The sequence below is a fragment of the Treponema denticola genome, assembly GCF_024181605.1.
GTDB lineage: Bacteria > Spirochaetota > Spirochaetia > Treponematales > Treponemataceae > Treponema_B > Treponema_B denticola_B.
Genome location: NZ_CP054477.1, coordinates 795,578 through 815,953 on the forward strand (window position 1 = coordinate 795,578; position 20,376 = coordinate 815,953).

General features: G+C 34.0%; 23 protein-coding genes and 1 pseudogene. 7 read left to right on the plus strand and 17 right to left on the minus strand.

The features are described from left to right. The first annotated feature begins 90 nt into the window (after positions 1–90). From E4N80_RS03450 to E4N80_RS03460, 3 genes are read left to right on the plus strand one after another with little or no spacing between them, the layout of a single operon-like run. The gene (locus E4N80_RS03450) at positions 91–879 is read left to right on the plus strand and encodes an ABC transporter permease (protein WP_253700467.1); all 789 of its coding nucleotides are present in this window, start codon (positions 91–93) and stop codon (positions 877–879) included. After that, the gene (locus E4N80_RS03455; protein ID WP_253700469.1) at positions 860–1,891 is read left to right on the plus strand and encodes an ABC transporter ATP-binding protein; all 1,032 of its coding nucleotides are present in this window, start codon (positions 860–862) and stop codon (positions 1,889–1,891) included. Before E4N80_RS03450 ends, E4N80_RS03455 begins: the two co-directional genes overlap by 20 nt. Beyond that, on the plus strand, positions 1,888–2,679 hold the full coding sequence (locus E4N80_RS03460; RefSeq protein WP_253700471.1) for an ABC transporter permease: 792 nt from the start codon (positions 1,888–1,890) through the stop codon (positions 2,677–2,679). The genes E4N80_RS03455 and E4N80_RS03460 overlap by 4 nt, the downstream gene beginning before the upstream one ends. A gap of 17 nt (positions 2,680–2,696) precedes the next feature. On the opposite strand, the pseudogene E4N80_RS03465 reads toward E4N80_RS03460, so the two are convergent. Then, positions 2,697–3,401, minus strand: a pseudogene (locus E4N80_RS03465) (helix-turn-helix domain-containing protein); the annotation flags it as partial. Between the two features lie 221 nt (positions 3,402–3,622). Here E4N80_RS03465 and E4N80_RS03470 point away from each other — a divergent pair. Beyond that, entirely contained in the window at positions 3,623–4,054 is a 432-nt protein-coding gene (locus E4N80_RS03470) for a GNAT family N-acetyltransferase (protein WP_253700474.1), read from the plus strand. Positions 4,055–4,062: 8 nt separating this feature from the next. On the opposite strand, the gene E4N80_RS03475 is transcribed toward E4N80_RS03470, so the two are convergent. From E4N80_RS03475 to E4N80_RS03545, 16 genes are all read right to left on the minus strand, one after another. Further along, positions 4,063–4,518, minus strand: coding sequence for an HIT family protein (locus E4N80_RS03475; RefSeq protein ID WP_253700476.1), 456 nt, complete (start codon positions 4,516–4,518; stop codon positions 4,063–4,065). 62 nt (positions 4,519–4,580) lie between these two features. Continuing rightward, positions 4,581–4,805: a hypothetical protein gene (locus E4N80_RS13025; protein WP_253700477.1), complete on the minus strand. Its 225-nt coding sequence runs from the start codon at positions 4,803–4,805 to the stop codon at positions 4,581–4,583. Then, the gene (locus E4N80_RS13030) at positions 4,771–4,944 is read right to left on the minus strand and encodes a hypothetical protein (RefSeq protein ID WP_253700479.1); all 174 of its coding nucleotides are present in this window, start codon (positions 4,942–4,944) and stop codon (positions 4,771–4,773) included. The genes E4N80_RS13025 and E4N80_RS13030 overlap by 35 nt, the downstream gene beginning before the upstream one ends. Positions 4,945–4,977: 33 nt before the next feature. Then, positions 4,978–5,076 (minus strand): thioesterase, FlK family, encoded by a 99-nt coding sequence (locus E4N80_RS13035; protein WP_436411318.1) that lies wholly within the window; start codon positions 5,074–5,076, stop codon positions 4,978–4,980. Between the two features lie 60 nt (positions 5,077–5,136). Then, entirely contained in the window at positions 5,137–6,135 is a 999-nt protein-coding gene (locus tag E4N80_RS03490; RefSeq protein ID WP_253700481.1) for an ORF6N domain-containing protein, read from the minus strand. 232 nt (positions 6,136–6,367) lie between these two features. Next, positions 6,368–6,796: an ABC transporter transmembrane domain-containing protein gene (locus tag E4N80_RS03495; protein ID WP_253700483.1), complete on the minus strand. Its 429-nt coding sequence runs from the start codon at positions 6,794–6,796 to the stop codon at positions 6,368–6,370. Between the two features lie 13 nt (positions 6,797–6,809). Next, positions 6,810–7,388: an MptD family putative ECF transporter S component gene (locus E4N80_RS03500; RefSeq protein ID WP_253700485.1), complete on the minus strand. Its 579-nt coding sequence runs from the start codon at positions 7,386–7,388 to the stop codon at positions 6,810–6,812. A gap of 14 nt (positions 7,389–7,402) precedes the next feature. Further along, a complete protein-coding gene (locus tag E4N80_RS03505) occupies positions 7,403–9,574 on the minus strand; it encodes an ATP-binding cassette domain-containing protein (protein ID WP_253700487.1) in 2,172 nt (723 codons plus the stop codon). A 12-nt stretch (positions 9,575–9,586) separates the two neighbouring features. After that, complete coding sequence (locus tag E4N80_RS03510) at positions 9,587–10,207, minus strand: TetR/AcrR family transcriptional regulator (protein ID WP_253700489.1); 621 nt, start codon at positions 10,205–10,207, stop codon at positions 9,587–9,589. 112 nt (positions 10,208–10,319) lie between these two features. Next, entirely contained in the window at positions 10,320–12,308 is a 1,989-nt protein-coding gene (gene uvrB, locus E4N80_RS03515) for an excinuclease ABC subunit UvrB (RefSeq protein ID WP_253700491.1), read from the minus strand. Between the two features lies 1 nt (position 12,309). Next, entirely contained in the window at positions 12,310–13,779 is a 1,470-nt protein-coding gene (locus E4N80_RS03520; RefSeq protein ID WP_253700493.1) for an NAD(P)H-hydrate dehydratase, read from the minus strand. 13 nt (positions 13,780–13,792) lie between these two features. After that, entirely contained in the window at positions 13,793–15,664 is a 1,872-nt protein-coding gene (locus E4N80_RS03525) for a ribonuclease catalytic domain-containing protein (protein ID WP_253700495.1), read from the minus strand. A 63-nt stretch (positions 15,665–15,727) separates the two neighbouring features. Further along, positions 15,728–17,599: a hypothetical protein gene (locus E4N80_RS03530; protein WP_253700497.1), complete on the minus strand. Its 1,872-nt coding sequence runs from the start codon at positions 17,597–17,599 to the stop codon at positions 15,728–15,730. A gap of 77 nt (positions 17,600–17,676) precedes the next feature. Beyond that, positions 17,677–18,339 carry an HD domain-containing protein gene (locus E4N80_RS03535; RefSeq protein WP_253700499.1) on the minus strand — a complete coding sequence of 221 codons (663 nt, stop codon included), beginning with the start codon at positions 18,337–18,339 and terminating at the stop codon, positions 17,677–17,679. Positions 18,340–18,351: 12 nt separating this feature from the next. Further along, on the minus strand, positions 18,352–18,624 hold the full coding sequence (locus E4N80_RS03540) for a BrnA antitoxin family protein (RefSeq protein ID WP_253700501.1): 273 nt from the start codon (positions 18,622–18,624) through the stop codon (positions 18,352–18,354). Further along, positions 18,596–18,913, minus strand: coding sequence for a BrnT family toxin (locus E4N80_RS03545; RefSeq protein WP_253700503.1), 318 nt, complete (start codon positions 18,911–18,913; stop codon positions 18,596–18,598). Before E4N80_RS03545 ends, E4N80_RS03540 begins: the two co-directional genes overlap by 29 nt. Before the next feature lie 132 nt (positions 18,914–19,045). On the opposite strand from E4N80_RS03545, the gene E4N80_RS03550 reads away from it, so the two are divergent. The 3 genes from E4N80_RS03550 to coaD all read left to right on the plus strand — a co-directional run bounded on the left by E4N80_RS03550 (position 19,046) and on the right by coaD (position 20,293). Next, a complete protein-coding gene (locus E4N80_RS03550) occupies positions 19,046–19,330 on the plus strand; it encodes a type II toxin-antitoxin system Phd/YefM family antitoxin (protein WP_253700504.1) in 285 nt (94 codons plus the stop codon). Further along, positions 19,320–19,661 carry a type II toxin-antitoxin system RelE/ParE family toxin gene (locus E4N80_RS03555; RefSeq protein ID WP_253700505.1) on the plus strand — a complete coding sequence of 114 codons (342 nt, stop codon included), beginning with the start codon at positions 19,320–19,322 and terminating at the stop codon, positions 19,659–19,661. Before E4N80_RS03550 ends, E4N80_RS03555 begins: the two co-directional genes overlap by 11 nt. A gap of 149 nt (positions 19,662–19,810) precedes the next feature. Further along, positions 19,811–20,293 (plus strand): pantetheine-phosphate adenylyltransferase, encoded by a 483-nt coding sequence (gene coaD / locus E4N80_RS03560; protein WP_253697688.1) that lies wholly within the window; start codon positions 19,811–19,813, stop codon positions 20,291–20,293. Positions 20,294–20,376 lie beyond the last annotated feature (83 nt).

The following is a 20,376-nucleotide window of genomic DNA, read 5'->3' on the forward strand; positions in this document are numbered from 1 at the left end:
TCAAAAGTTTTTATCTAATTACGACATATAGCTGTCGCCGTCCTGTGATAATGTATTAGGTATAGATTATTTTTGGACGGATACAGTGCGATGAAAAAATATCTTTTAATATTAAAAGCCTATTTTAAAGGTTCTCTTATGAACTTAATGGAATATAAGTTCAATTTTATAAGCGGCGGAACCTTTGAACTTGTATGGCTCTTTATGTATCTCATTTTTATAGATACGATTTTTATTCATACCGAAACGGTAAACGGCTGGGATAAGTACCGAATGTTGATGCTGACCTTTCAAGGCGGACTTATGGATTCCGTTTTTACTTTTTTGATAGTGCCTGGATTAAAAAGATTGCCCGAAATGATTAATACCGGCACCTTGGATTTTATATTATTAAAACCATTGAATCAGCGTTTTACCATTTCATTTAATGAGTTTGATATTCCGCAGATAAAAAATATTATCATAAATATTACCGGTTTGACATATTGTTTTATAAAACTGAATATACGGATGACTCCTTTAAAATTATTACTGTATATTTTACTTTCGTTGAACGGCTTTTTTTTGATTTATTCGATTATGTTTATATTGATGAGTTTGGCTTTTTGGTTTATGCGGATGGATATTGTTATGGGCATAGGTTCCGAGCTGATTACCATCGGAAATAAACCTATGCAGATATATCCGCGGCTACTTCAAAAAATTCTTATCTTTGTCATTCCGTTGTTTGTGTGCTTTAATTTTCCTATTTTGTTTGCCGTTAAAGACTTATCCGTTAGTTATATTCTATATTCTTTTGCGGCAAGTTTTATATTTTTTTTATTATCGAATTTTATTTTTAAAAAAGGAGTAAGGCGTTATGTCGGATCTGGCAGTTAATAACGAAAAAATTATTGTTGCAGAAAATATCTGCAAAAGTTATGCATATTATCAAAAAGATGCAGGACTTAAAGGCAGTATCAAAAATTTGTTTAAACGTAAAAAACTATATAAACCTGCGGTTAAAAATCTTTCCTTTGAAATTTCTCAAGGTTCGATAACGGGCTTAATCGGTTTAAACGGTGCAGGCAAAACGACAACACTTAAAATGTTATCCGGTTTGATATTGCCGACGGAAGGAAGCCTTACCGTTTTACAGCATAATCCTTTTGAAAAGAAAAAAGAGTACCTCCGGCAAATTTCAATGGTGATGGGAAACAAGAGTCAGCTCTGGTGGGATTTGCCTGCCGTTGATTCCTTTGAGCTTAATAAAACCATTTACGAGGTTGAAGATGCCGATTACAAAAAGACGCTGCACACAATGATTGAAATACTCGGCGTAGAAAAACAGGTGAATGTTCAGGTGAGAAGACTGTCTTTAGGAGAGAGAATGAAAATGGAATTGATAGCGGCTTTAATTCACAAACCGAAACTTATTTTTCTTGATGAACCGACAATAGGCCTTGATATAATTACGCAATATAACATAAGGGATTTTCTAAAACATTATTGCAATAAATATCATGCAAGCCTCATACTGACAAGTCATAATTTTAACGATATTGTTTCCCTTTGTACGGAATTGATTTTAATAAATAAGGGAGAAAAAATATATTCCGATTCTTTTATTAACTTTAAAAATGAATTTTTAAATAAAAAATATTTTATATTAAAATTAAAATTATTGAAAGCGGATAAAATTATAAAAACCTTGCAAGAAAAAGGTAATTTTTTTGCAGAAAAAACTGCAGAAGATACGGTTAAAATTTCTGCTGACTCAACTGTGAGTTTGGATATATTAAAAAATATTTCCAATGATTTTATTGAAGAGTTAAGTGATATTACCATTGAAAATATTTCGATGGAAGATGTTATCAGAAGATTGTATACATCGAGTGAGTCCATACTATGAATGCATATTACAAAGTTTTTAAAATAAGTTTGGCAAATCAATTGGAATATAGAGTTAATTTTATTTCCGGATTTTTATTTTCACTCTTTCCTTTTACAGTTAATGTATTGTTATGGATTGCCGTCAGTTATCAAAGTAAAGATATGCCTTTTAAAGCAGACGGTATAGTATCGTATTACTTTTTGACTTTGATAACCTACAATATTACTTCAACGGTTTCCGTATTTAAAATTTCCGATGATATAAGGCTCGGCACACTCAATCAGTATCTTATAAAACCGTATAATTATGCACTGTATCAACTTGCTGCCGATTTACCTCATCGTTTTATTTTTATTGTTATGAATGCGGTTCCGATCACGGTTTTATATTTTTTGCTGCAAAGATATTTTGTGTTTATACTATCATTATGGAAGGCTTTATTTTTTGTGCTCTTTTTGATCGCAGGTTATCTCATCAATTTTTTAATCGATTTTTTGATAGCACTCTATAGTTTTTATTTTTCGCGTGTTTCTTCACTCTATACATCGATACGGGTACTTAAAAATATTTCCGCCGGTATTATTTTTCCGCTTGTCCTTTTACCCGAATCGGTGTTTACCTTTTTAAAGAACTTACCCTTTGCCTTTATTTCTCATATTCCGGTAAGTCTTTTACTCGATGATGTTCCGCTATGTACCGCTTTTATTTCCTTATGTAAAAGTTTAGGCTGGATAACGCTGCTTGCTATTTTCTGTATAATAGTATGGAAAAGAGGAATGAAAATCTATTCCGCCTATGGGGGATAGTATGTATAAAAATCAAATTACAAATCCCTCCGCATCCGGCTTGGCGTAATGCCGTAGGTTTCCTTAAAGGCTTTTTGAAAATAGCCGTCTCCGTAATAGCCGACCGCTTGTGCTATTTCTATAATGGATAAGGTATCATCATAAAGGAGTTCGAGGGCCTTTGTCATTCTTATTTTTTGAGTGTATCCGTTTATCGTTGTGTTAAAACAATCTTTAAAACCGGTTACCAGTTTTTGTTGATTGATGGCAAACTTTTTGGCAAGTTCGGCAATCGTAACATGATCTGCAAAGTGTTCTTCTATAAAAGTTTTTACTTCTTTAAGGACGGCCTTGTCTTTTTGAGAAAGGTGCACATTTATTGCCGGTTTTGCCTTATAAATATAATCGTACAGAAGAGAAAAAACTTCCAAACATTTACCTTGAATATAGAGCTTTAAAGCTCCTCCTTCCAATGTACATTCTTTAAGACTGTTGCAAATTGCGGTTATTTTCGGAATGACAATCGGTTCAGGATTAAGTACGCATGCTGCTCTTTCAAAAAAATCCTCTTCCAATGTGATAGGCAAAGAAGAAAAAAACTTTTCCCGAAAGCCGAAACCTATATTGATAAACCGTACATGAGGTTCAATCCTCTTATATCCGTAAAAACTAAAAGTATTGACATAGGCATTAAGCCCGTATTCAAATTCGCAAGACTTTTCTTTTTTTTCATAATAAAGGGCCGCATTGTGGAAGAAGGCAGGCACTCCGAACTGTTGGAAAAGCAAGGCCTGTACGCACGGCTATGGCATCTACAAAATAGATCAAAAGAATGGAAGATTTCATTATAGAGCTTCGGGAGGAATACAAATGAATAAGAATCTATTCCGGTTATGAGGGATAGAAAATAATTTATAAAACCTCGTCTTGACAGATACATGTTTTGAATATATAGTAAGATTCGATGATTAATTTAAGAACAATTGATGAGAATAATTTTCAAGCATGTATAAATTTAAAAGCAACCGTTGATAAAGATGAATTTGTGGATTCGGTTGTATACTCACTTGCTGAAGCTTGGTTATATAAAAATGATAGTAAACCTTTTGCCGTTTATAATGATGATCAAGTTATCGGCTTCGTTTCTTTGTATGTTGGTGAAGGGCATTATCAAATAATAAATTTCTTGATTGACGATTCATTTCAAAATAAAGGTTACGGTAAAGATGCTGCAATCTTGTGTATTGAATATTTAAAATCGGTCTTTAATGCAAAAACAATTTCGGTGCCTGTTTATGTTGAAAACCTTAAAGCTAAAAAGTTTTGGGAAAAATTAGGTTTTTATATTTCAGATAATATCGAAAACGGTTATATTTTTATGAGGATGAATTTATAAAAAAATGATTAAGCTTTTTTAAGATGTTCTAATAGTTTTACTTTCATATCATATAATTCTTCTGATGTAGGACAGTTTGCAGCATCATACATTTTATCTATTGGATACCACCATACAGGCCCCTTACCATGAAGCCCATGTCCTTCTAAATCTCCGCTTATTCTTGGGAATAAATGCCAATGTAAATGAGTATCGCCATTTCCTAATAATTCGTAATTCATTTTTTCAGCATGGAAAGCTTTATAAACCGCTTCAGCTATAATTGACATTTCTTCTAAGAACTTCATTTTAAAATCATTTTCAAGCTGAAATATTTCGGTCTTATGTTCTTTGCAAAGAAATAAAGTATACCCTTTAAAATGCTGATGATCACCAATAACTACATAACCGGTTTCAAGTTCTTTTACATAATACGGATTATTTCCATTTTTTATCATTTCAATTCTTTTACATATTAAGCACATGTTTGTCTCCAAATACTTGTTTTTTATAAAAAATATTTATTACAACTATAAATTACCATAACTTATCTAATCGCAGTTCCTATTTTCATATCAAGTCTCCATTGAGGAGGCTTGCCGTCATCTCCCCAATATTCATCCATTGAAACAATCTTATCATCTTCAATTTTTATAAAAGATGTTGCGTGAACCGATGTATCGTTGTTGAATACTTTTACGGCAGTAATGATTAGATTTTCTATTTTTTCGATCCTCTCAACTTCTGCCTCCCCATCTGCCGGGATATTCACAATTAGCTTTGATAAATTCTTCTAAAGTAAATTGCTCATTTGTATTATGCCATCTGATAGTTGCGGTTTTATTAAAATAAGAGCATATTTTTTCGGCATCTTGTTCCGCAATGGCTTTCCAAAATTTTTTTATATCCAAATGTGTTTTCTCCTTAATAGTTACTGTATCTTTTCATTTGCTTTTTTGAAATTTTTCATTGTTGACAATAAAGCGTTCATGAGTGCCTTCGACGATTAAGCCTATTTTGTCATAAACCTTTACCGAAAAGATACGGTTTTTTCCATTCTATGTCGTCTGTAAGTTCACTTTTACAATATACCTTAACATTGCCTATATCTTTAATATCGGATTTAATAATAACTCATCAAACATCGGATGATAAAGTACTGTATCATCAATCTTCAAAATACTTGTAATTTTATTACCTGCATCTTTTGAAGAACCTCCGCAATGATATATTGCTTCATTTTTTGTGTTATAATCTATTGCAATATATCTATCATGATATTTACCCTTTGTCTTTTGAAAGGAAAGAGAAATATTAGGATACTCAATTTTAAAATCCTTTAAAATTGAAGTAGTCAACATAGTACGATGTTTAATATTATCAGTAAAAATTTTTATAGTGATACTTTCCTTTGCTTCTCTTAATAATTCTAAAGTTTTTAATCCTATGTAGTTATCCACTACGTAAACAGTATGCTTAGCCGATTTATATATTTTTTGATAGGCTATATCAGCTTCTATTTTCTTTCCGTCCATAATCAAAAAGTGTTTATAGGTATCGGGATCGATAAAATTATCCATGACCTTTTTTAGCTCTTCTTTCGTAGCCATTTGTGATTTTATTTCAGATATATTTTTAGTGTTTTGATTTGTTTGTATTGCTATTTGTACCAGTTCCTTAGAGCTTATAAAATCTTGGTTTTCAATTAGATAGTCTTTCATTTGCTTAAACATTCTTATTAAAGCCTTGCTTTGTTTTATTGCAAGGTCTCCTTTTAATACTGTCATAAGCATATAAATACCTTGTTCCGTAAAGGCATAAGGATTATATTTGATATTGCTTCCTCTTCCCGTTATTTTGTTCAAGGTCGCAAAATGCGACCTTGAAAGTATCTGTACTTCTTCATTGGTTAATTGAAACATAAAATCATCTTCGAATTTCTCGATATTTCTTTTGACTTGCTCATTAAACCTTTTTGTTTCATATCCATATATTTCAGCAAGGTGGAAGTCAAGCATCACCTTTTGTCCTCGTATAGTGTAAATTTTTTCTTTAATTATTTTTTGATTTACTACAATCGGTTCTTTTTGTAATTTTGCCATATTAACATCCTATAAATTATAGATAAATAGTGAGGTCGAATTTATGTCAAACTGTTTATAATATCCTCTTTATTTGGTATTTTATATTATAAGTTTTAATTTTTCAAGCAGTTGAGAGTTCCCAATCCTTTATAAATTCCATTTATAATCCAAAGTATGATTATTCCTGTCAGTTTAATATTAATGATACTGAGCCAAATAATCATCGCTGCCGGTATAATTAGATTTGCCGTCATTTCCGGTATAAATGTGCCAGTGTTTTTTCAACATCTTCTATGCGGTCTGTCATTATTGTTTTTAATTTCCCGCTGGAGTTTTTATTAAAATATCCCATGGATACTCTAATAAATTTATCGCAAACTGCACATCTTATATCTTTTAGTGTTAAATATGCTGCCTTGTGTGATATGAGCGTGGAAAAATTTAAAAAAATCACATTTGCTGTTTTGCATATTATTACTAAGACTAAAGCAATCAATGTATTTTTATCGCTTGCTCCTCTAAAAATATCGGCTGCTATTATGCCTATAAAAGAATAAGATAATAATTCACATAACACGGAAAATGAACTTAATAAAACCGATAAAAAATATTTTTTCTTATACGGTTTTATAAACTCTTTCATCTCTTTAAAAAAGCTGTAATTTTTTTCAGATTTCATTTTTCACTCTTTACTAATCAATGGATTTTTCTAAAATATGTTTTTTTACTATTTTTTGTCCTATATAAGCTCCGATTATTGCAGAAAAAATTACTAAAATTAATAAAATCAGTGCTCCCCATGAAGAAATTAATTTTCCTGCTTTTGTAATATTTCCTATCAGTTCTTGTTCGCTCATCTTATCCAGAGTCTTATTTAATGCAATTGTATAAGGATAAATTACACTCCCTATAGATGCAAGTGCTTGTTGAATTACATAGCTTATTCCGATATACTTTAAATTTCCATATCCTTTTTTATAGAGTAATAATTCGGCTATTAAACCGGAGAGGATAAACATTAAAATATAAGGCGGATAAAATGAAATAATGCCTTGAATAAAAGAATAGATTATAAATGCTCCTCTTTTTTTTACCTTTGCTCCAATAACATAAAAAACTACTCCTTGTAATAGGGAGTATAGTACGGGCGTTAAAAGAATGGTGATTGGTGTTGCATACATAAATGTACCCAATGAAAATATCAAAATATTGCATAATGATAATAATGTAACTGTGATAACGTCCTTCACTTTTAATTTGTCGTTGTTCATCTTGAATCTCCTTTTTATTTTAAAAATATATTTATAACTGAAACTGAAGCTAAGACTATCATCACAAAATAATCTTGTACTCCGAATTTCAATCCAATATATGAAGTTTTTTTATTTTTCATACTTATGCCCCTTGTTTCTGCAGAAGCGGATAATGTTTCTGCTATTCTTATTACTCTAAATATAATTGAAGTAATAAGAGCTTCGCAATGCAAAAAAGTTTTTTTTAATATGTTTTTTTCTTCGTAATTTTTTCTGTTCTTTATTGATTGTTTTAGTAATTTAAAATCATTATTAAGTACCGGAAAAAATCGAAACGAAACGGAAAGAATCAGTATCAACCTTTCCGGTACTCTGATTTTTCTTAAACATGCCAGCATATTAGTTGCCCCTTTTCCTCCAAGAATAACTGGGAAGAGCATAAATATTAAAATATATCTCGGTAATAAATTTGCCATAAATATGGTGGCGGCATTTGGGAATAGTATTTCAAGTCCGTAAATAAGACATAAAATAATTAAATATATAAAAAAAGTTTTATACCTTTTGTTGATAAGCGAAAATATTAATAAAAATAAGCTGTATGTTTGAATTAGGATCTTATTATCTATTACGATTGAAAACATACAAAGACTTAAAAAGAACAAGCTGACTCGCGGATCTAATAGTTTGTCTTTTTTTAATTTGATTTCACTGTGTTGGGAAGAGCCGTTGTCTAATATTGTTATAAGAGTTTTTATATCTTTTAGCTTGCATGTTTGTTGTATTATGCCGTCTTCTATTTTTAAATATTGTTCGGCAACGGCTGCAACGAATTCCAAATCATGGCTTATCAATAAAACAATTTTTTCTTTTTTCATTTTATCGATGAGCTTTACACATAAATCCATACTCCATTTATCAAGTCCTGAGGTTGGTTCATCTAAAATAATCAGTTTTTTGCTTGATAAATATACCGTCATCAATGTAAGTTTTTGCATTTGTCCGCCTGAAAGTGAAAAAGGATGCCTGTTTCTAAGATTCCACATGTCAAATTCTTTTAATAAAGGTTCTATCTCATCGTATTTGGAACTGTCTATACCGTATTTAAGTTCTCCGATTACCGAATTTGTAAAAAATTGGAATTCAGATTCCTGCATTATAAAAAGGCTGTTTCGATATAAATCATCATATTTCATAGCCTTTCCATTAAGGTATATTTTTCCTTGTGTAGGTTTTAATAAACCGCACAAGCATTTTCCTAATGTTGTTTTTCCTGCACCGTTTTGTCCTATAATACAGGTGATTTCATTAGAATTAAGTTTAAAAGATATATCATTAAGGATTCTTTTTTTGCCGTATTTAAAAGAAATGTTTTTAACTTCCAATACATTTTCTTGATTATAAAATTCCTCTTTTTTTGGATGCATTTCTATTTGATTTATGTCATTAACTCTTAAACCGATATTTTTTAAATCGTTTTGTGAGAGTTTTAAAAATATATCTTTATCATATTTTTCACAAATATAACCGTTTTTTATAAGCCAGTATTCATCAGCTAAATCATGCAGATAATATAGCCTGTGTTCACTTATAATAAGAGTCTTGCCTTCATTCTTTAAGAGTAATAAAAGTTCCGTTAATTTTTTTATTGCCGTATAGTCCAAATTTGCGGTAGGTTCATCCAGTAAAATAATATCGGAGTTCATAGCCCATGCTGCCATTATTGCAATAAGTTGGCGTTCTCCGCTTGAGAGTTTAAATACCTCTCTATTTCTTAAATATTCTAATCCGAATTTTAAAAAAGCATTATCGACTCTTTTTTTTATCTCGTTTGAATTTATGCCCTTGTTTTCTAAGCCGAAAGCAATTTCAATATCACTTTCTAAAGAAAAAAACTGACTTCTGGGATCTTGAAAAACCGATGAAATTTTATTTCCTACTTCTCCGATTGTTTTGTTTACACTGTCTTCCTCGTCTATCTTAATAAACCCTTCAAATATCCCTTCATAAAATTCCGGGATTAAATGATTTAAACATCTTAAAATTGTTGATTTACCGCAGCCGCTTTCTCCGCAAAGTACAATACACTTTCCTTTTGGTATAATTCCCCGTATATCCTTTATTGCTTTTTCGTTTTTTGCATTATAAGAAAAACTGATTTTAAAATCTAAAATAGGTTTAAGTCCCTCATTTATATCGTCCATACCTATGATTCCTTATTTTAAAAGATTTTTGAAAATCTTTTTCCAGCCTGCAGCAATGAATTCTCCCATTATTTTTAGATACTCAATAGTTTCTTCTTTATCATATCCTTTTTTTATGATCATCGAGTATGCATTAAGTTGCTGCTGCATTACTAATTCTACGAAATCTAATTGCACATCACTGATATTTGAAGATGTGTTTTTTTTGATAAATTGTTTTGTTTCAGTTATTTTATTGTTTATTATCTTATGAAGTTTTTTTTCTATAGAGCTGCCGTTACTGCAGCATAATAATAGTTTACATTCGTCATAATAATTAAACAAAATATCTATATAGTCGGCTGTTTCTTTTAATATACTCTTAATAAAATTATTAAAATTTTTATCCGTATAATAGTTCATATATGATGATTTGTTTTTTAATCTTGTGTCATTTATCGATTTAAAAAAATCTTCCATAAGACTGCAAAAAAGTTCATCTTTGCCTTTATAACGAGTATATATTGCTCCTGTTGTAACTCCCGCTTTTTGGGCAATTATATTGATAGAGGTTTCTTGAAATCCGTTCTTTAAGAATTCTTGTTTTGCCGCTTCAATTATCGGCTTATCCAATTCATGATTTTTATTAGCCATATATCTCCAGATGCTATAATCAATAATTCTGTTATTGATTATAGCATTATTGATTGTTTTTGACAAGCCCCTAATCGTGTTTTATATTATAAGTTTTAGATTTTATTTCTCCTTAACTTCCTATCCGCCTTACTTCTTCTATTTTGTCTCTTATGACTGCTGCTTCTTCAAACATGAGCATGTCGGCATATTCGGCCATCTGAGCTTCTAGTTTTTTGATAAGTTTTTTTCTGTCGGCAGGGTTTAAAATGTTTAGACTGTTGATAAGGGGTCCGGCTTCTGCAAGGGCAGCTTCTTTTTTTATTTCATTTTCCCGCGTTAAAATATCTTCAATTGCTTTTTTGATTGTCTTGGGTGTTATACCGTGTTCCTTGTTATAGGCTTCCTGAATAGCACGGCGGCGGTTTGTTTCTTCTATGGTTTCTTTCATGGCATCGCTTATCCTGTCGGCATACATAACTACCTTACCGTTTTCGTTTCTGGCTGCCCGTCCTACAATCTGAATAAGACTTGTAGTAGAACGCAAAAAGCCTATCTTATCTGCATCGAGAATTCCGATAAAAGAAACTTCGGGTAAGTCGATGCCCTCTCTTAAAAGGTTGATTCCTATAAGCACATCAAATTCCCCTGCACGCAAGCCCTTTAGAATTTCGACACGCTCAATCGTTTCAACTTCGCTGTGGATATATTTTACTTTGAGACCGAGCCCTGTAAGATAATCGGTTAAGTCTTCCGCCATTTTTTTTGTAAGAGTTAGAATTAGACAGCGTTCGTTTAAGGCAATGCGTTTTTTTACCTCCCCATAAATATGTTCCATCTGGCCTTCGCTTTTATGAATCTCGATTATCGGATCCAAAAGGCCTGTAGGGCGTATTACTTGTTCGACAATGCGGGTAGAGTATTTTATTTCTTTAGGGCCGGGGGTTGCGGAAACAAAAACAGCCTGATTCAGCATCTTTTCAAACTCTGCAATTTTTAAGGGACGGTTGTCTAAGGCACACGGAAGACGGAAACCGAAGTCTACAAGATTTTGTTTGCGGCTGCGGTCGCCTTCGTACATTGCTCCCACTTGAGGAAATGTTACATGGCTTTCATCCATGAACAATAAAAAGTCATCGGGAAAATAATGAAAGAGGGTAGCGGGAGGCTCTCCGGGTTTCCGGTTTGCGATTGGGGCCGAGTAGTTTTCGATGCCGGGGCAATAGCCCATTTCGGAAAGCATTTCGATATCGTATTCGGTGCGGGTTTTTAGCCTTTCCGCTTCAAGAAGTTTTCCTTCCTTATTTAAAACATTCAGCCTTTCTTCCAATTCTTTTTTTATTCTTTCAAGAGCATTGGGAATTGCATCTTCGGGCATTACAAAGTGTTTTGCAGGATAAATTGAAAGCTCTTCGTATTCCTGTATTACCTCACCCGAAATCGGATTGAATTTTCTCATGCGCACAATTTCTTCCCAATCGAATTCAAGGCGGTAGGCATCTTCCATGTAGGCCGGAAAAATTTCCATAACATCACCTTTGACGCGGAAGCGGCCTCTTTCAAGGACTGCATCGTTTCTTTCATATTGCAAACTTATCAACTGTTTTTTTAATTTTTCGATTTCGATGTTTACTCCCTTTTCTATGGTTATGCGCAAGTCTCGCCACGATTCGGGAAGCCCCAAACCGTAAATACAGGAAACGGTGGAAACGACGATTACATCTCGGCGTTCCATAAGGCTGAAGGTTGCCGATAGGCGGAGGCGGTCGATCTCGTCATTTATTGAAGCGTCTTTTTCTATATAAAGGTCGCGTGCGGGAACATAAGCTTCAGGCTGATAGTAGTCGTAATATGAAACAAAGTATTCGACGGCATTTTCCGGAAAAAAGGTTTTAAATTCCCTATAAAGCTGGGCGGCAAGGGTTTTGTTGTGGCTTATGATTAGGGTCGGCTTTTGTACGGCTTGAATAATATTTGCCATTGTAAAAGTTTTTCCCGATCCCGTAACACCTTTGAGCGTTTGAAATTTGTCGCCTGCAATTATTCCGTCTGAAAGAGCTTTGATAGCTTCTCCCTGATCTCCTGAAGGTTTATAATCCGAAATAAGTTTAAACTGCTTCATATTATTTTACCTGCCATGCCGCTTCTAATTTTTCCAAATTTTTAATGAGCTTGCTTGCCGTTAAGCTATAGCTTGCTCCTGCATTTTGAGAAGCAAGGCTGTGGGCGAGGCTCCCCGTAATTGCAGCATCAAGAGGTTTATAGCCTTGGGCCAAGAGGGAGCATATAAGACCTGTCAGCACATCGCCTGAACCCGCCTTTGAAAGAGAGGAAGATCCTAAAGTATTGATAAATATTTTTCCGTTATGGGCTATTAAGGTATTAGCTCCCTTTAGCACAAGTACAAGCTTAGGAAATTTTTTTGAAAAACTTAAGGCCGATATAAAGCGTTTTTTTTGTATTTCTTCAATGCTTAAATTTTCCAAACCGGTGATATTTAAAAGTGAAGAAAATTCTTTTGGGTGAGGAGTTAAAACGGCAGCACTTAATTTGGGTAAGATTTTTTTTAGTTCGGCATAATAAAAGGTATCCGCATCTAAGACCATTGGCATTGATTGTGTTTCTTTCATTTTTATGATAGAAAAAAGTTCATCATTTTTTCTTCCAAGTCCTTGACCTATTGCGATGCTTGTAAATTTTTTAACATTGAATTTGCCGGCTTCGAATTTGCCGTCATACATAAAATCGGCTTTTAGGTTTTTAGGCCTTTCCCGATTTTTTCCTATCAAGGTTACAAGGCCTGCACCGAATTCCAAGACGGCAGAAGCTGCCAAAAGTGCTGCCCCGTTTTTTTCTCCTATAATTATTCCTGCATGACCGAAACTTCCCTTATGGGTGTTTTGTTTTTTTCTTGAAGGGAGAAGCATATCTTCTTTTTCGAGTAAAAAAACGTTGGGCTTTTCGTTTTGCTCATAGGAGGAGCGGGGGAGGCCTAGGTCTATAACCTCGATTTTTCCCGTAATATCTTTTGCCTCATCCGAATAAAAGGCCTGCTTTAAGGCTCCCATCGAAAAGGTCATGTTACATAGAACTGCATTGGGGCTTGCTTCTCCGTCAATGTTTAAGCCGCTCGGTATATCGCAGGCTATCTTAAATGCCTTGACCTTATTTATCTTCTCTATTGTTTTTTTATCCTCGGCTTTTAAAAGTCCTTTTAAGCCGGTGCCCAAAAATGCATCAAAAAGAATATCCGATTCGGGCAAGATGTTTTTGGCCGTCCTTATATTTAAGGCCTTTAATCTTTCGTATTGTAGTTTACATAATTCCGACTTCGGCTCTTTTAAAATTATGACATGAATATTAAAATCGTCGGATAAGATTCTTGCAAGGGCGAGCCCGTCTCCGCCGTTGTCGCCCGAACCGCAGACAATCTGTAGAGTTTTTTTTGCATCGCCTTTTTTTAAAGGAAAAAGATTTTTAATTTTTTCTGCTGAACCGCGGGCTGCGTTTTCCATTAAGATTCCGTTTTTTAAATTAAAATCTTCTTCGGCTCTTTTATCCAATTCCCTTAAAGAATAAAAAACATTTTGCATAAGTTCTTTCCCTTTACACCTGCACAAATCTTACAGTCAGATTCGGAATATCTATATCCTCGGCTTTTACATTTATGCGTTCGTTAATCGATAATTCTTTTTTTAATCTCATTTCGGTTTCATATCCGATAGACGGAATGGAAATGCGAGCAGTATTTTTTATTGTTTCTAAGATTACGGCTTCTCCTTGCCAGTCAGGGTTTTGTAATAGATAGATCAGAGTCCAATGTTGACGCGAGGCTCTTTCAGCATAGGAACAATTTTTGCCTGCAATGTCTCCCGCCGCTATCCTCATAAGAAGGTCATCGGTTTTCATCACCTCGTTTCCGTCGATAAATTTTAAAAGCTGTTGATGGGCAACCAAGTCTCCATAGCGGCGGAGGGGGCTTGTAATTTGACTGTACATTGCCATTCCGAGGGCTGAGTGCATTGCAGGAATTGTACCCACATTTCTCGGCCTCATAGCTTTTCTTTTTCGGTATTCGCCCGCAAGTCCTTCGGGAAGTTTTTTCGGTAATTCGGGAGCTTCCTGACTTACATACTGAAACGGAATATTATTTTTAAAAGCAAAGCGGGCGGCGGCCTCTCCTGCAAGGAGCATCATTTCCTTTATCATCAAAAAAGATTCCGTAAAATTATACGGGCTTATAAAAACTTTTTGGCTGTCATTGTCGGTTTCTACCTTGATTTGAACTTCCGGCATGTCTATCGAAACCGCTCCTGCCGCTTCCCGTTTTTTTCTGTTTTTTTCTGCTATTTCAAAAAGAGGTTTTAGGTTTGCACTTGTCTTTTCTTCATCGGCCTTTTCAAAACTTATACAGCTTACTTTTATTTTGGTACGCAAAATATCTACATCGAGAATTTCAGCCGAGTCATTTAGCTTAAGTTTAAACGACAGGGCATAAGAGTCATCATGCAGGCCGAGAGCAAAGGCATCGACTGCCGATTCTCCCAACATTCGGGATACGCCTTCAGGAATGTAAAGGGTCGCCCCCCGTTTCCTTGCATCCATATCGCTTTTGGAATCGGGTGTAATTATGTCGGCAGGGTTTGCAATGTGAATCCATAAGTTTTCTCCGTCAAAGCATACGGCATCGTCCGGATCGGTGCTGCCTTCGTTGTCGATTGCATAGGAGGTAAGATGAGTAAGGTCTTCGTATTTTTTGTTATGCTCGATAGGAGGCAATTCCAGCTTCGGAGAATTTAACGGATGCTTAAAGCGGGTGGGGTAGGGATTTTTTTCTATCTTCCAATAGCCCGTACTAATTAAAATCTTATGGGCCGATTCAGGAGTTTCTTTTAAGTGAGCCTCATTTAAAAGTTTTGACTTGTCGGTTTTTTCCAAGGCAAGAGCTTCTATTTCCTGCAAAAAGTGAGAATATTTTTTTAAGTCGAAATTTTCTTCCTTTTTTTCTTTTATAAATTTTGATAAGCTGCTTATAAATTCTTTCCGCTCTTGCTCTTCCGCTTGTTTTTCGGTTTCTTTTTTTAGTGCTGCAGCAGCTATGGACTCAGCTTCTTCTTTTGTTCTTATCTTAATCGGAAGGTCAGGGCTTTCTGCAATAAAAAGAGGGGAGGCCGATACTAAAAGCCAAGCCGCCCACATTTGTTCCGGATTTAAATTTTCCCAAACCAATTCGCTTATTTCAGAGAAGAGGGCTGTTCCTTCTTCAAAAAAGTCGGCGGCTTCATTAAAGTCAGGTTCGGGACAAGCTGCGGTCAAAATGTTTTTTAGCGATGAGGAGTTACTTGGAGCCAAAACGGAAAAATCTTTTTCGCGCACCTTTTTGATGCCCGTTTCCGTTTCTATTTCAAATTTTCCGTCAGCCTGTCCTTTTATAAGAGCCGGACGGTTTTTATATAAGACGATTGCATTTGTATTCATTTTTGTTCCTCAAAATAAGCCGCTTAGAATAAGCATGTTTAAAATAAGCTGCTTACAATAATTTTACAATTCAAGTTTTGTTATGGATATTTGCCTTATAAATCCGTTTAAATATAAAACCTGAATTTTGTTCGATTTATAAAAATAGTTTTCACAATCTCCTGCCGTATAAATCGGTTTACCGAAAAAACTTTCAAAAGATTTTTTTGTTTCTCCTACCCGTAAATCATTCGGTAATGATAAATTGGAATCTGCAAAAATCGAAATTTTTTCTATGTTATTGTTTGTTGCAGTTGAAATTGAAACCTCGGCATTTAAAAAATCGTAATACCACTTTTCAGAAAAATAATTATATTTTATTCCTGAAGGTTTACCCCAATATTCGATTAAATCATCTGTGGTATCTTCAAGCTTAATCTTTTTTAAAATTATAGGGTTGTATTTTTCCATAGAGAAAATTAAACTGCGTAATTGTTCGCGAGCCTTTAAGGCCTTTTCCGATTCACCTAAACCGAAAAGCATTCTTGCATAATTAAAGATAATAATTCTTTTATCTATTATAGTTCCTGAAATTAAAAAGAGCGGATCATTTTTTGTGATTGAATTATCTTTTATTAAAGATTCTAAAATGAGTTTTGCTTTTGTATAATCTTTTTGCGAAAGGTAGAGGAGGGAAGCATAATTTGTATTTGCAATAAGGCTTCCTGTTCCGCTCTCGCTCAAATATGCTTTTTCCGCAAGAGAAAGAGCTTGAGCCTTATCATTTATATTGGGAGAATAAAATAGGAGCATTGCATAGGAGGATTCCATTCCGGATTCTTGAATTGAATTTAGATAGTTTTTATAAGCTCGTACGGCTTCATCATAATCGTTTATATTTCCCGGAATCGATTCCGTTTCTTCGTTTTTTTGATCTATCAAAAGACTTTTGGGATCGAAATTTAAAATCTCATAATTTTGTTTCGCCGTTTTTGAATCTTGTGCACCTGCAGGATAGGCGGTTAAAAGTCCTTTATTTGAAATACCTGATTCCCATTTTTTATGTGCTGTTATGGCTGCCAATCTTTTAAAATACATATTGTTGGGATAGGCAGTCCGCAAGGCCGAAACTCTTTGCTTTGCATCTTCGATAGCATTTTCATCATCACTTCTGACTGCATCAAGCACATAGAAAATTTCATCGGCAACGGCTTCTGCCTCATCTTTATTTTTAAGTAAATTGCTTATACGCTGTTGCGGTGAAAAGTTATCGGTAAAAAAACTTTCAAATTTTTTTGCGTAATTAGGGTCGGCTTGGATTCTTTTTAGGTCTTCAAGATGACTGTAAAAAAGGTTTGAATCGTAACCTGCAAGTTTTAAAAGAATTAAGGTAAAGCTGTCGGCAGTTAAATTATATGATTTTAAAAGTTCGCTGTTTTTTTCTCCGCTTCTTCTTGGGTCCGAAAAATAGACCAGCTTATTGTCAAGGGCAAAAGATGCCGCTGCATGAGCTAAAAAGGCTGAAAGCATTTTTTCCCTTTCAATGTTTAAATTTTTTATTCTTCGCGGAGAAGCAACTAGATTTTCTGCAATTTTTGCTTCAATGTAGTCGAAAAGGCCTGTACTTAGCAAAATAGTTCCATCAGGATAAATTCCGCATTTTATTATTTGACTTTCTTCAATTATAAGACGCATCCTGCCCCGATAAAGCTCGTTATTTCTTATGAGCATAAAAAGCGAGGCATTAAGCACTTCCTGCCAAACTCCTAAATTTTCGCCGGATATTTCATTGATTGAGGCCGCCGAGATTTCGTTTCGATAAAAATCCATGGCCTCGGTTCGTATTTCTTTAATTGACTTGTCATTTTCTTGGGCAAAACCTTGAGTATAGCCTTTAAAAAGCGTTAAAACGAGAGTAAAACAACAAAGTTTCTGTATAAATTTTCTTTTCATCATTTGCATATAATAGCACAATATCGGATTTTTAGCAAGATTTTCGCATCGGGTTTTGTATCAATGGCAATACATATCGATTAAAACACATCCTCGCTTATTTTTAATTGCTCTTTTAGTTTTTCGTAAAACTCAATGTAAAATACCAGCCTTTCTTTCCATATTTCTTGTGCTGATTTTGTTCCCAGTTCCATGTTTAACAATTTATAAAGCTCATTGAGTCTCTTTTCAACATAATCTTTTTTGAGTGAAATATCCATATCTTTAAAATTATTTTTATGCAGAGTTTCATAAATCCTATACACATCGAATCTGTCAAGATTATCAGCGTCTCCTACCGTTAAGGCAAATGGAGTGCGCTCTCCGTCAAAATCGGCTTTATCGTCTACATGGATTGCTATTCCGTAGCATATATCGCTAATTCTATCGTCCGGCAATCCCAATTTTTTAAGAAAAGGTCGGGCAATTTTTGCCGCATTCCGTCCATGATTCAGCCAACCCTCTTTGCCGCAGAATTCTTCGCAGTAAGAAACATCATGGAGAAGACAGGCAATTATCATTTCCGTAACGGAAAAATCTTCTTTTTCTGCAATCGCTTTGCCGATATTTGCGACGCGGTAAGAATGTTCAAGCCTGTATGCTTTTTCTTCGGGATGTCCGCTTAAGTATTTACTCTCATCGAATTTTCTTTTTAGAAAAGCTTTTGTTTTTTCGATTAATATATTATTTATTTTACATTTCATGTAAGTGTTAGATTAATAATCTCCTGTAGTAATAGCTTTCCTTAAAATACTGTTTATTCTTGTCTGATAGCCTTTACCTAAAGACTGAAGTACTGCAAGAATATCGGCATCTATTTTTATCGAAATTGTTTTTTTAATCGGCGTTACATTCCAATATGCCTCATGTGCCGGTTTGAGCCTTGCAATTTGTTCTTTTGTCAGTTTTGGACTATCCTCATCATACGATATAGGATAATTTTTTATTTCTTCCAATCTTTCAGCTGTTAATTTTTTTGAAGTAATCATAATATTCCTCCCTCAAGTCTTTATCTGCTTGCCGTGCAGATATTAACCGTATTCTGTTTTTTTTCTCGGTAAAAAAGACCAACACTATCAATATTCCGTTCAAATTTCCAATTCCGTAATATCTATCTTCTTTTTCAGAATGTTCAAAATCATATCCTGTTAAAAAGGCTGGATCATCAAATACTTCCAATATTTCTTCAAAGTCTATTCCATGCTTTTCAATATTAGCAAGATTTTTCTCTTCATCCCATTCAAAACGATTATCATCACTTATAATTGTTTTCCCCATAAGTCAAATATATATTAATGAGGATATATTGTCAAGTATATTCTATCTTTCACGGCTTTCGGCAATTATTCTGCTTTCTTCTACTTGAAAAGTCAGTCTAAATATGGTAATATTAAAAGACTGGAGGCTTGTATGATCACAAATGTTCAAGAATGTATAAAACCGATTTCATATATAAAGACAAATGCCGCTGATATGATGAATTTTGTGAATGACAGAAAAGAACCGCTTATAATCACGCAAAATGGGGAATCACGGGCAGTTTTGATTGATGTTGAATCGTACCAAGAAATGAAAAACGCGTTCAATTTGTTGAAAATAATTCAACTTTCTGAAAAGGATGTAAAAGCCGGAAAAACTAAATCTGCTTCGGAAGTTTTTGGGAATTTGAGAAGGCTGTACAATATTGGAAAGTAAAGAAGTTATTGTCTCTCAATTTGCAGAAGATGATTTGAATGAAATTATAGGGTATTATTTTTCTTTAAGTCCGAATTATGTAGAGAAAATAGTTTCTGAATTTGAAACAAATGTAATGTCCTTACAGCAGTATCCAAAACGAGGAAGAATGGTGCCTGAATTGGAGCGGCAGGGAATTTTACAATATAGAGAATTAATTCAAGGGTGCTATAGAATTGTGTATGAAATTTCGGAAGATAAAGTAATAGTTCATACAATTATTGATGGCCGGAGAAATTTTGAAGATATAATAATCTCAAAATTGTCTCGTTATTATGGAAATAAAACCTAAAGCTCGCTTCAACCCGGCAAGTTAAATTATACCTTGGAAGATTCAACAATCAACATCAACAAATACACCTTGATTTTTCCTCATAAGTACGATTAAAATATTCTTTTGTCTGCTTGATTAAAGGTGCTATAATATGTTAGATTAGGTCAATGGTAAAAGCTGTTTTTGCAGGGTCCTTTGATCCGCCCACCTTCGGGCATTTAAATGTAATTGAAAGAGCTCAAAAGATATTCACCGAGGTACATGTAGTAATTGCCGTAAATAATAACAAAAACTATTTATTTTCGGGCGAAGAGCGTAAACATATGATGGAAGAACTTACCCAAAAATGGGATAATGTTTTTGTAAATACTTGGAATTCGCTGATAGTAAACTATGCCGAAAAAATCGGTGCCAATGTTTTAATCCGCGGAGTACGGAATGTTTCCGATTTTTCCTATGAATTCGATCTTGCCGTTATGAATAAGGGCTTAAACCAAAAGATAGAAACCGTATTTATGGTTCCCGACACAAAGTACTTTGTGTTGCGTTCAAGCTCCATAAAAGAATTGGCAGCCTTCAAGGGCAATCTTTCCGGCATGGTTCCTCCCATAGTCGAAAAGGCCTTAAAGGAAAAAATAGAGGAAATATAAAACCGTTTATGTTGATAAGTCTTTTTGCTCAAAAGGGTGGTTTTGGACTTCTTAATAATACCGGAAAATTAAACGGAATTAAG

Bases quoted from the DNA above. Each gene is read 5' to 3' on its own strand.
- coaD (WP_253697688.1), top strand. From the start codon at position 19,811: ATGGTAAAAGCTGTTTTTGCAGGGTCCTTTGATCCGCCCACCTTCGGG.
- E4N80_RS03510 (WP_253700489.1), bottom strand. From the start codon at position 10,207: ATGGCTAATAAAAATCATGAATTGGATAAGCCGATAATTGAAGCGGCA.
- E4N80_RS03535 (WP_253700499.1), bottom strand. From the start codon at position 18,339: ATGAAATGTAAAATAAATAATATATTAATCGAAAAAACAAAAGCTTTT.
- uvrB (WP_253700491.1), bottom strand. From the start codon at position 12,308: ATGAAGCAGTTTAAACTTATTTCGGATTATAAACCTTCAGGAGATCAG.
- E4N80_RS03500 (WP_253700485.1), bottom strand. From the start codon at position 7,388: ATGAACAACGACAAATTAAAAGTGAAGGACGTTATCACAGTTACATTA.
- E4N80_RS03460 (WP_253700471.1), top strand. From the start codon at position 1,888: ATGAATGCATATTACAAAGTTTTTAAAATAAGTTTGGCAAATCAATTG.
- E4N80_RS03470 (WP_253700474.1), top strand. From the start codon at position 3,623: ATGATTAATTTAAGAACAATTGATGAGAATAATTTTCAAGCATGTATA.
- E4N80_RS03540 (WP_253700501.1), bottom strand. From the start codon at position 18,624: ATGATTACTTCAAAAAAATTAACAGCTGAAAGATTGGAAGAAATAAAA.
- E4N80_RS03545 (WP_253700503.1), bottom strand. From the start codon at position 18,913: ATGGGGAAAACAATTATAAGTGATGATAATCGTTTTGAATGGGATGAA.
- E4N80_RS03550 (WP_253700504.1), top strand. From the start codon at position 19,046: ATGATCACAAATGTTCAAGAATGTATAAAACCGATTTCATATATAAAG.
- E4N80_RS03530 (WP_253700497.1), bottom strand. From the start codon at position 17,599: ATGATGAAAAGAAAATTTATACAGAAACTTTGTTGTTTTACTCTCGTT.
- E4N80_RS03520 (WP_253700493.1), bottom strand. From the start codon at position 13,779: ATGCAAAATGTTTTTTATTCTTTAAGGGAATTGGATAAAAGAGCCGAA.
- E4N80_RS03505 (WP_253700487.1), bottom strand. From the start codon at position 9,574: ATGGACGATATAAATGAGGGACTTAAACCTATTTTAGATTTTAAAATC.
- E4N80_RS03475 (WP_253700476.1), bottom strand. From the start codon at position 4,518: ATGTGCTTAATATGTAAAAGAATTGAAATGATAAAAAATGGAAATAAT.
- E4N80_RS03525 (WP_253700495.1), bottom strand. From the start codon at position 15,664: ATGAATACAAATGCAATCGTCTTATATAAAAACCGTCCGGCTCTTATA.
- E4N80_RS03455 (WP_253700469.1), top strand. From the start codon at position 860: ATGTCGGATCTGGCAGTTAATAACGAAAAAATTATTGTTGCAGAAAAT.
- E4N80_RS03490 (WP_253700481.1), bottom strand. From the start codon at position 6,135: ATGGCAAAATTACAAAAAGAACCGATTGTAGTAAATCAAAAAATAATT.
- E4N80_RS03450 (WP_253700467.1), top strand. From the start codon at position 91: ATGAAAAAATATCTTTTAATATTAAAAGCCTATTTTAAAGGTTCTCTT.
- E4N80_RS03495 (WP_253700483.1), bottom strand. From the start codon at position 6,796: ATGAAATCTGAAAAAAATTACAGCTTTTTTAAAGAGATGAAAGAGTTT.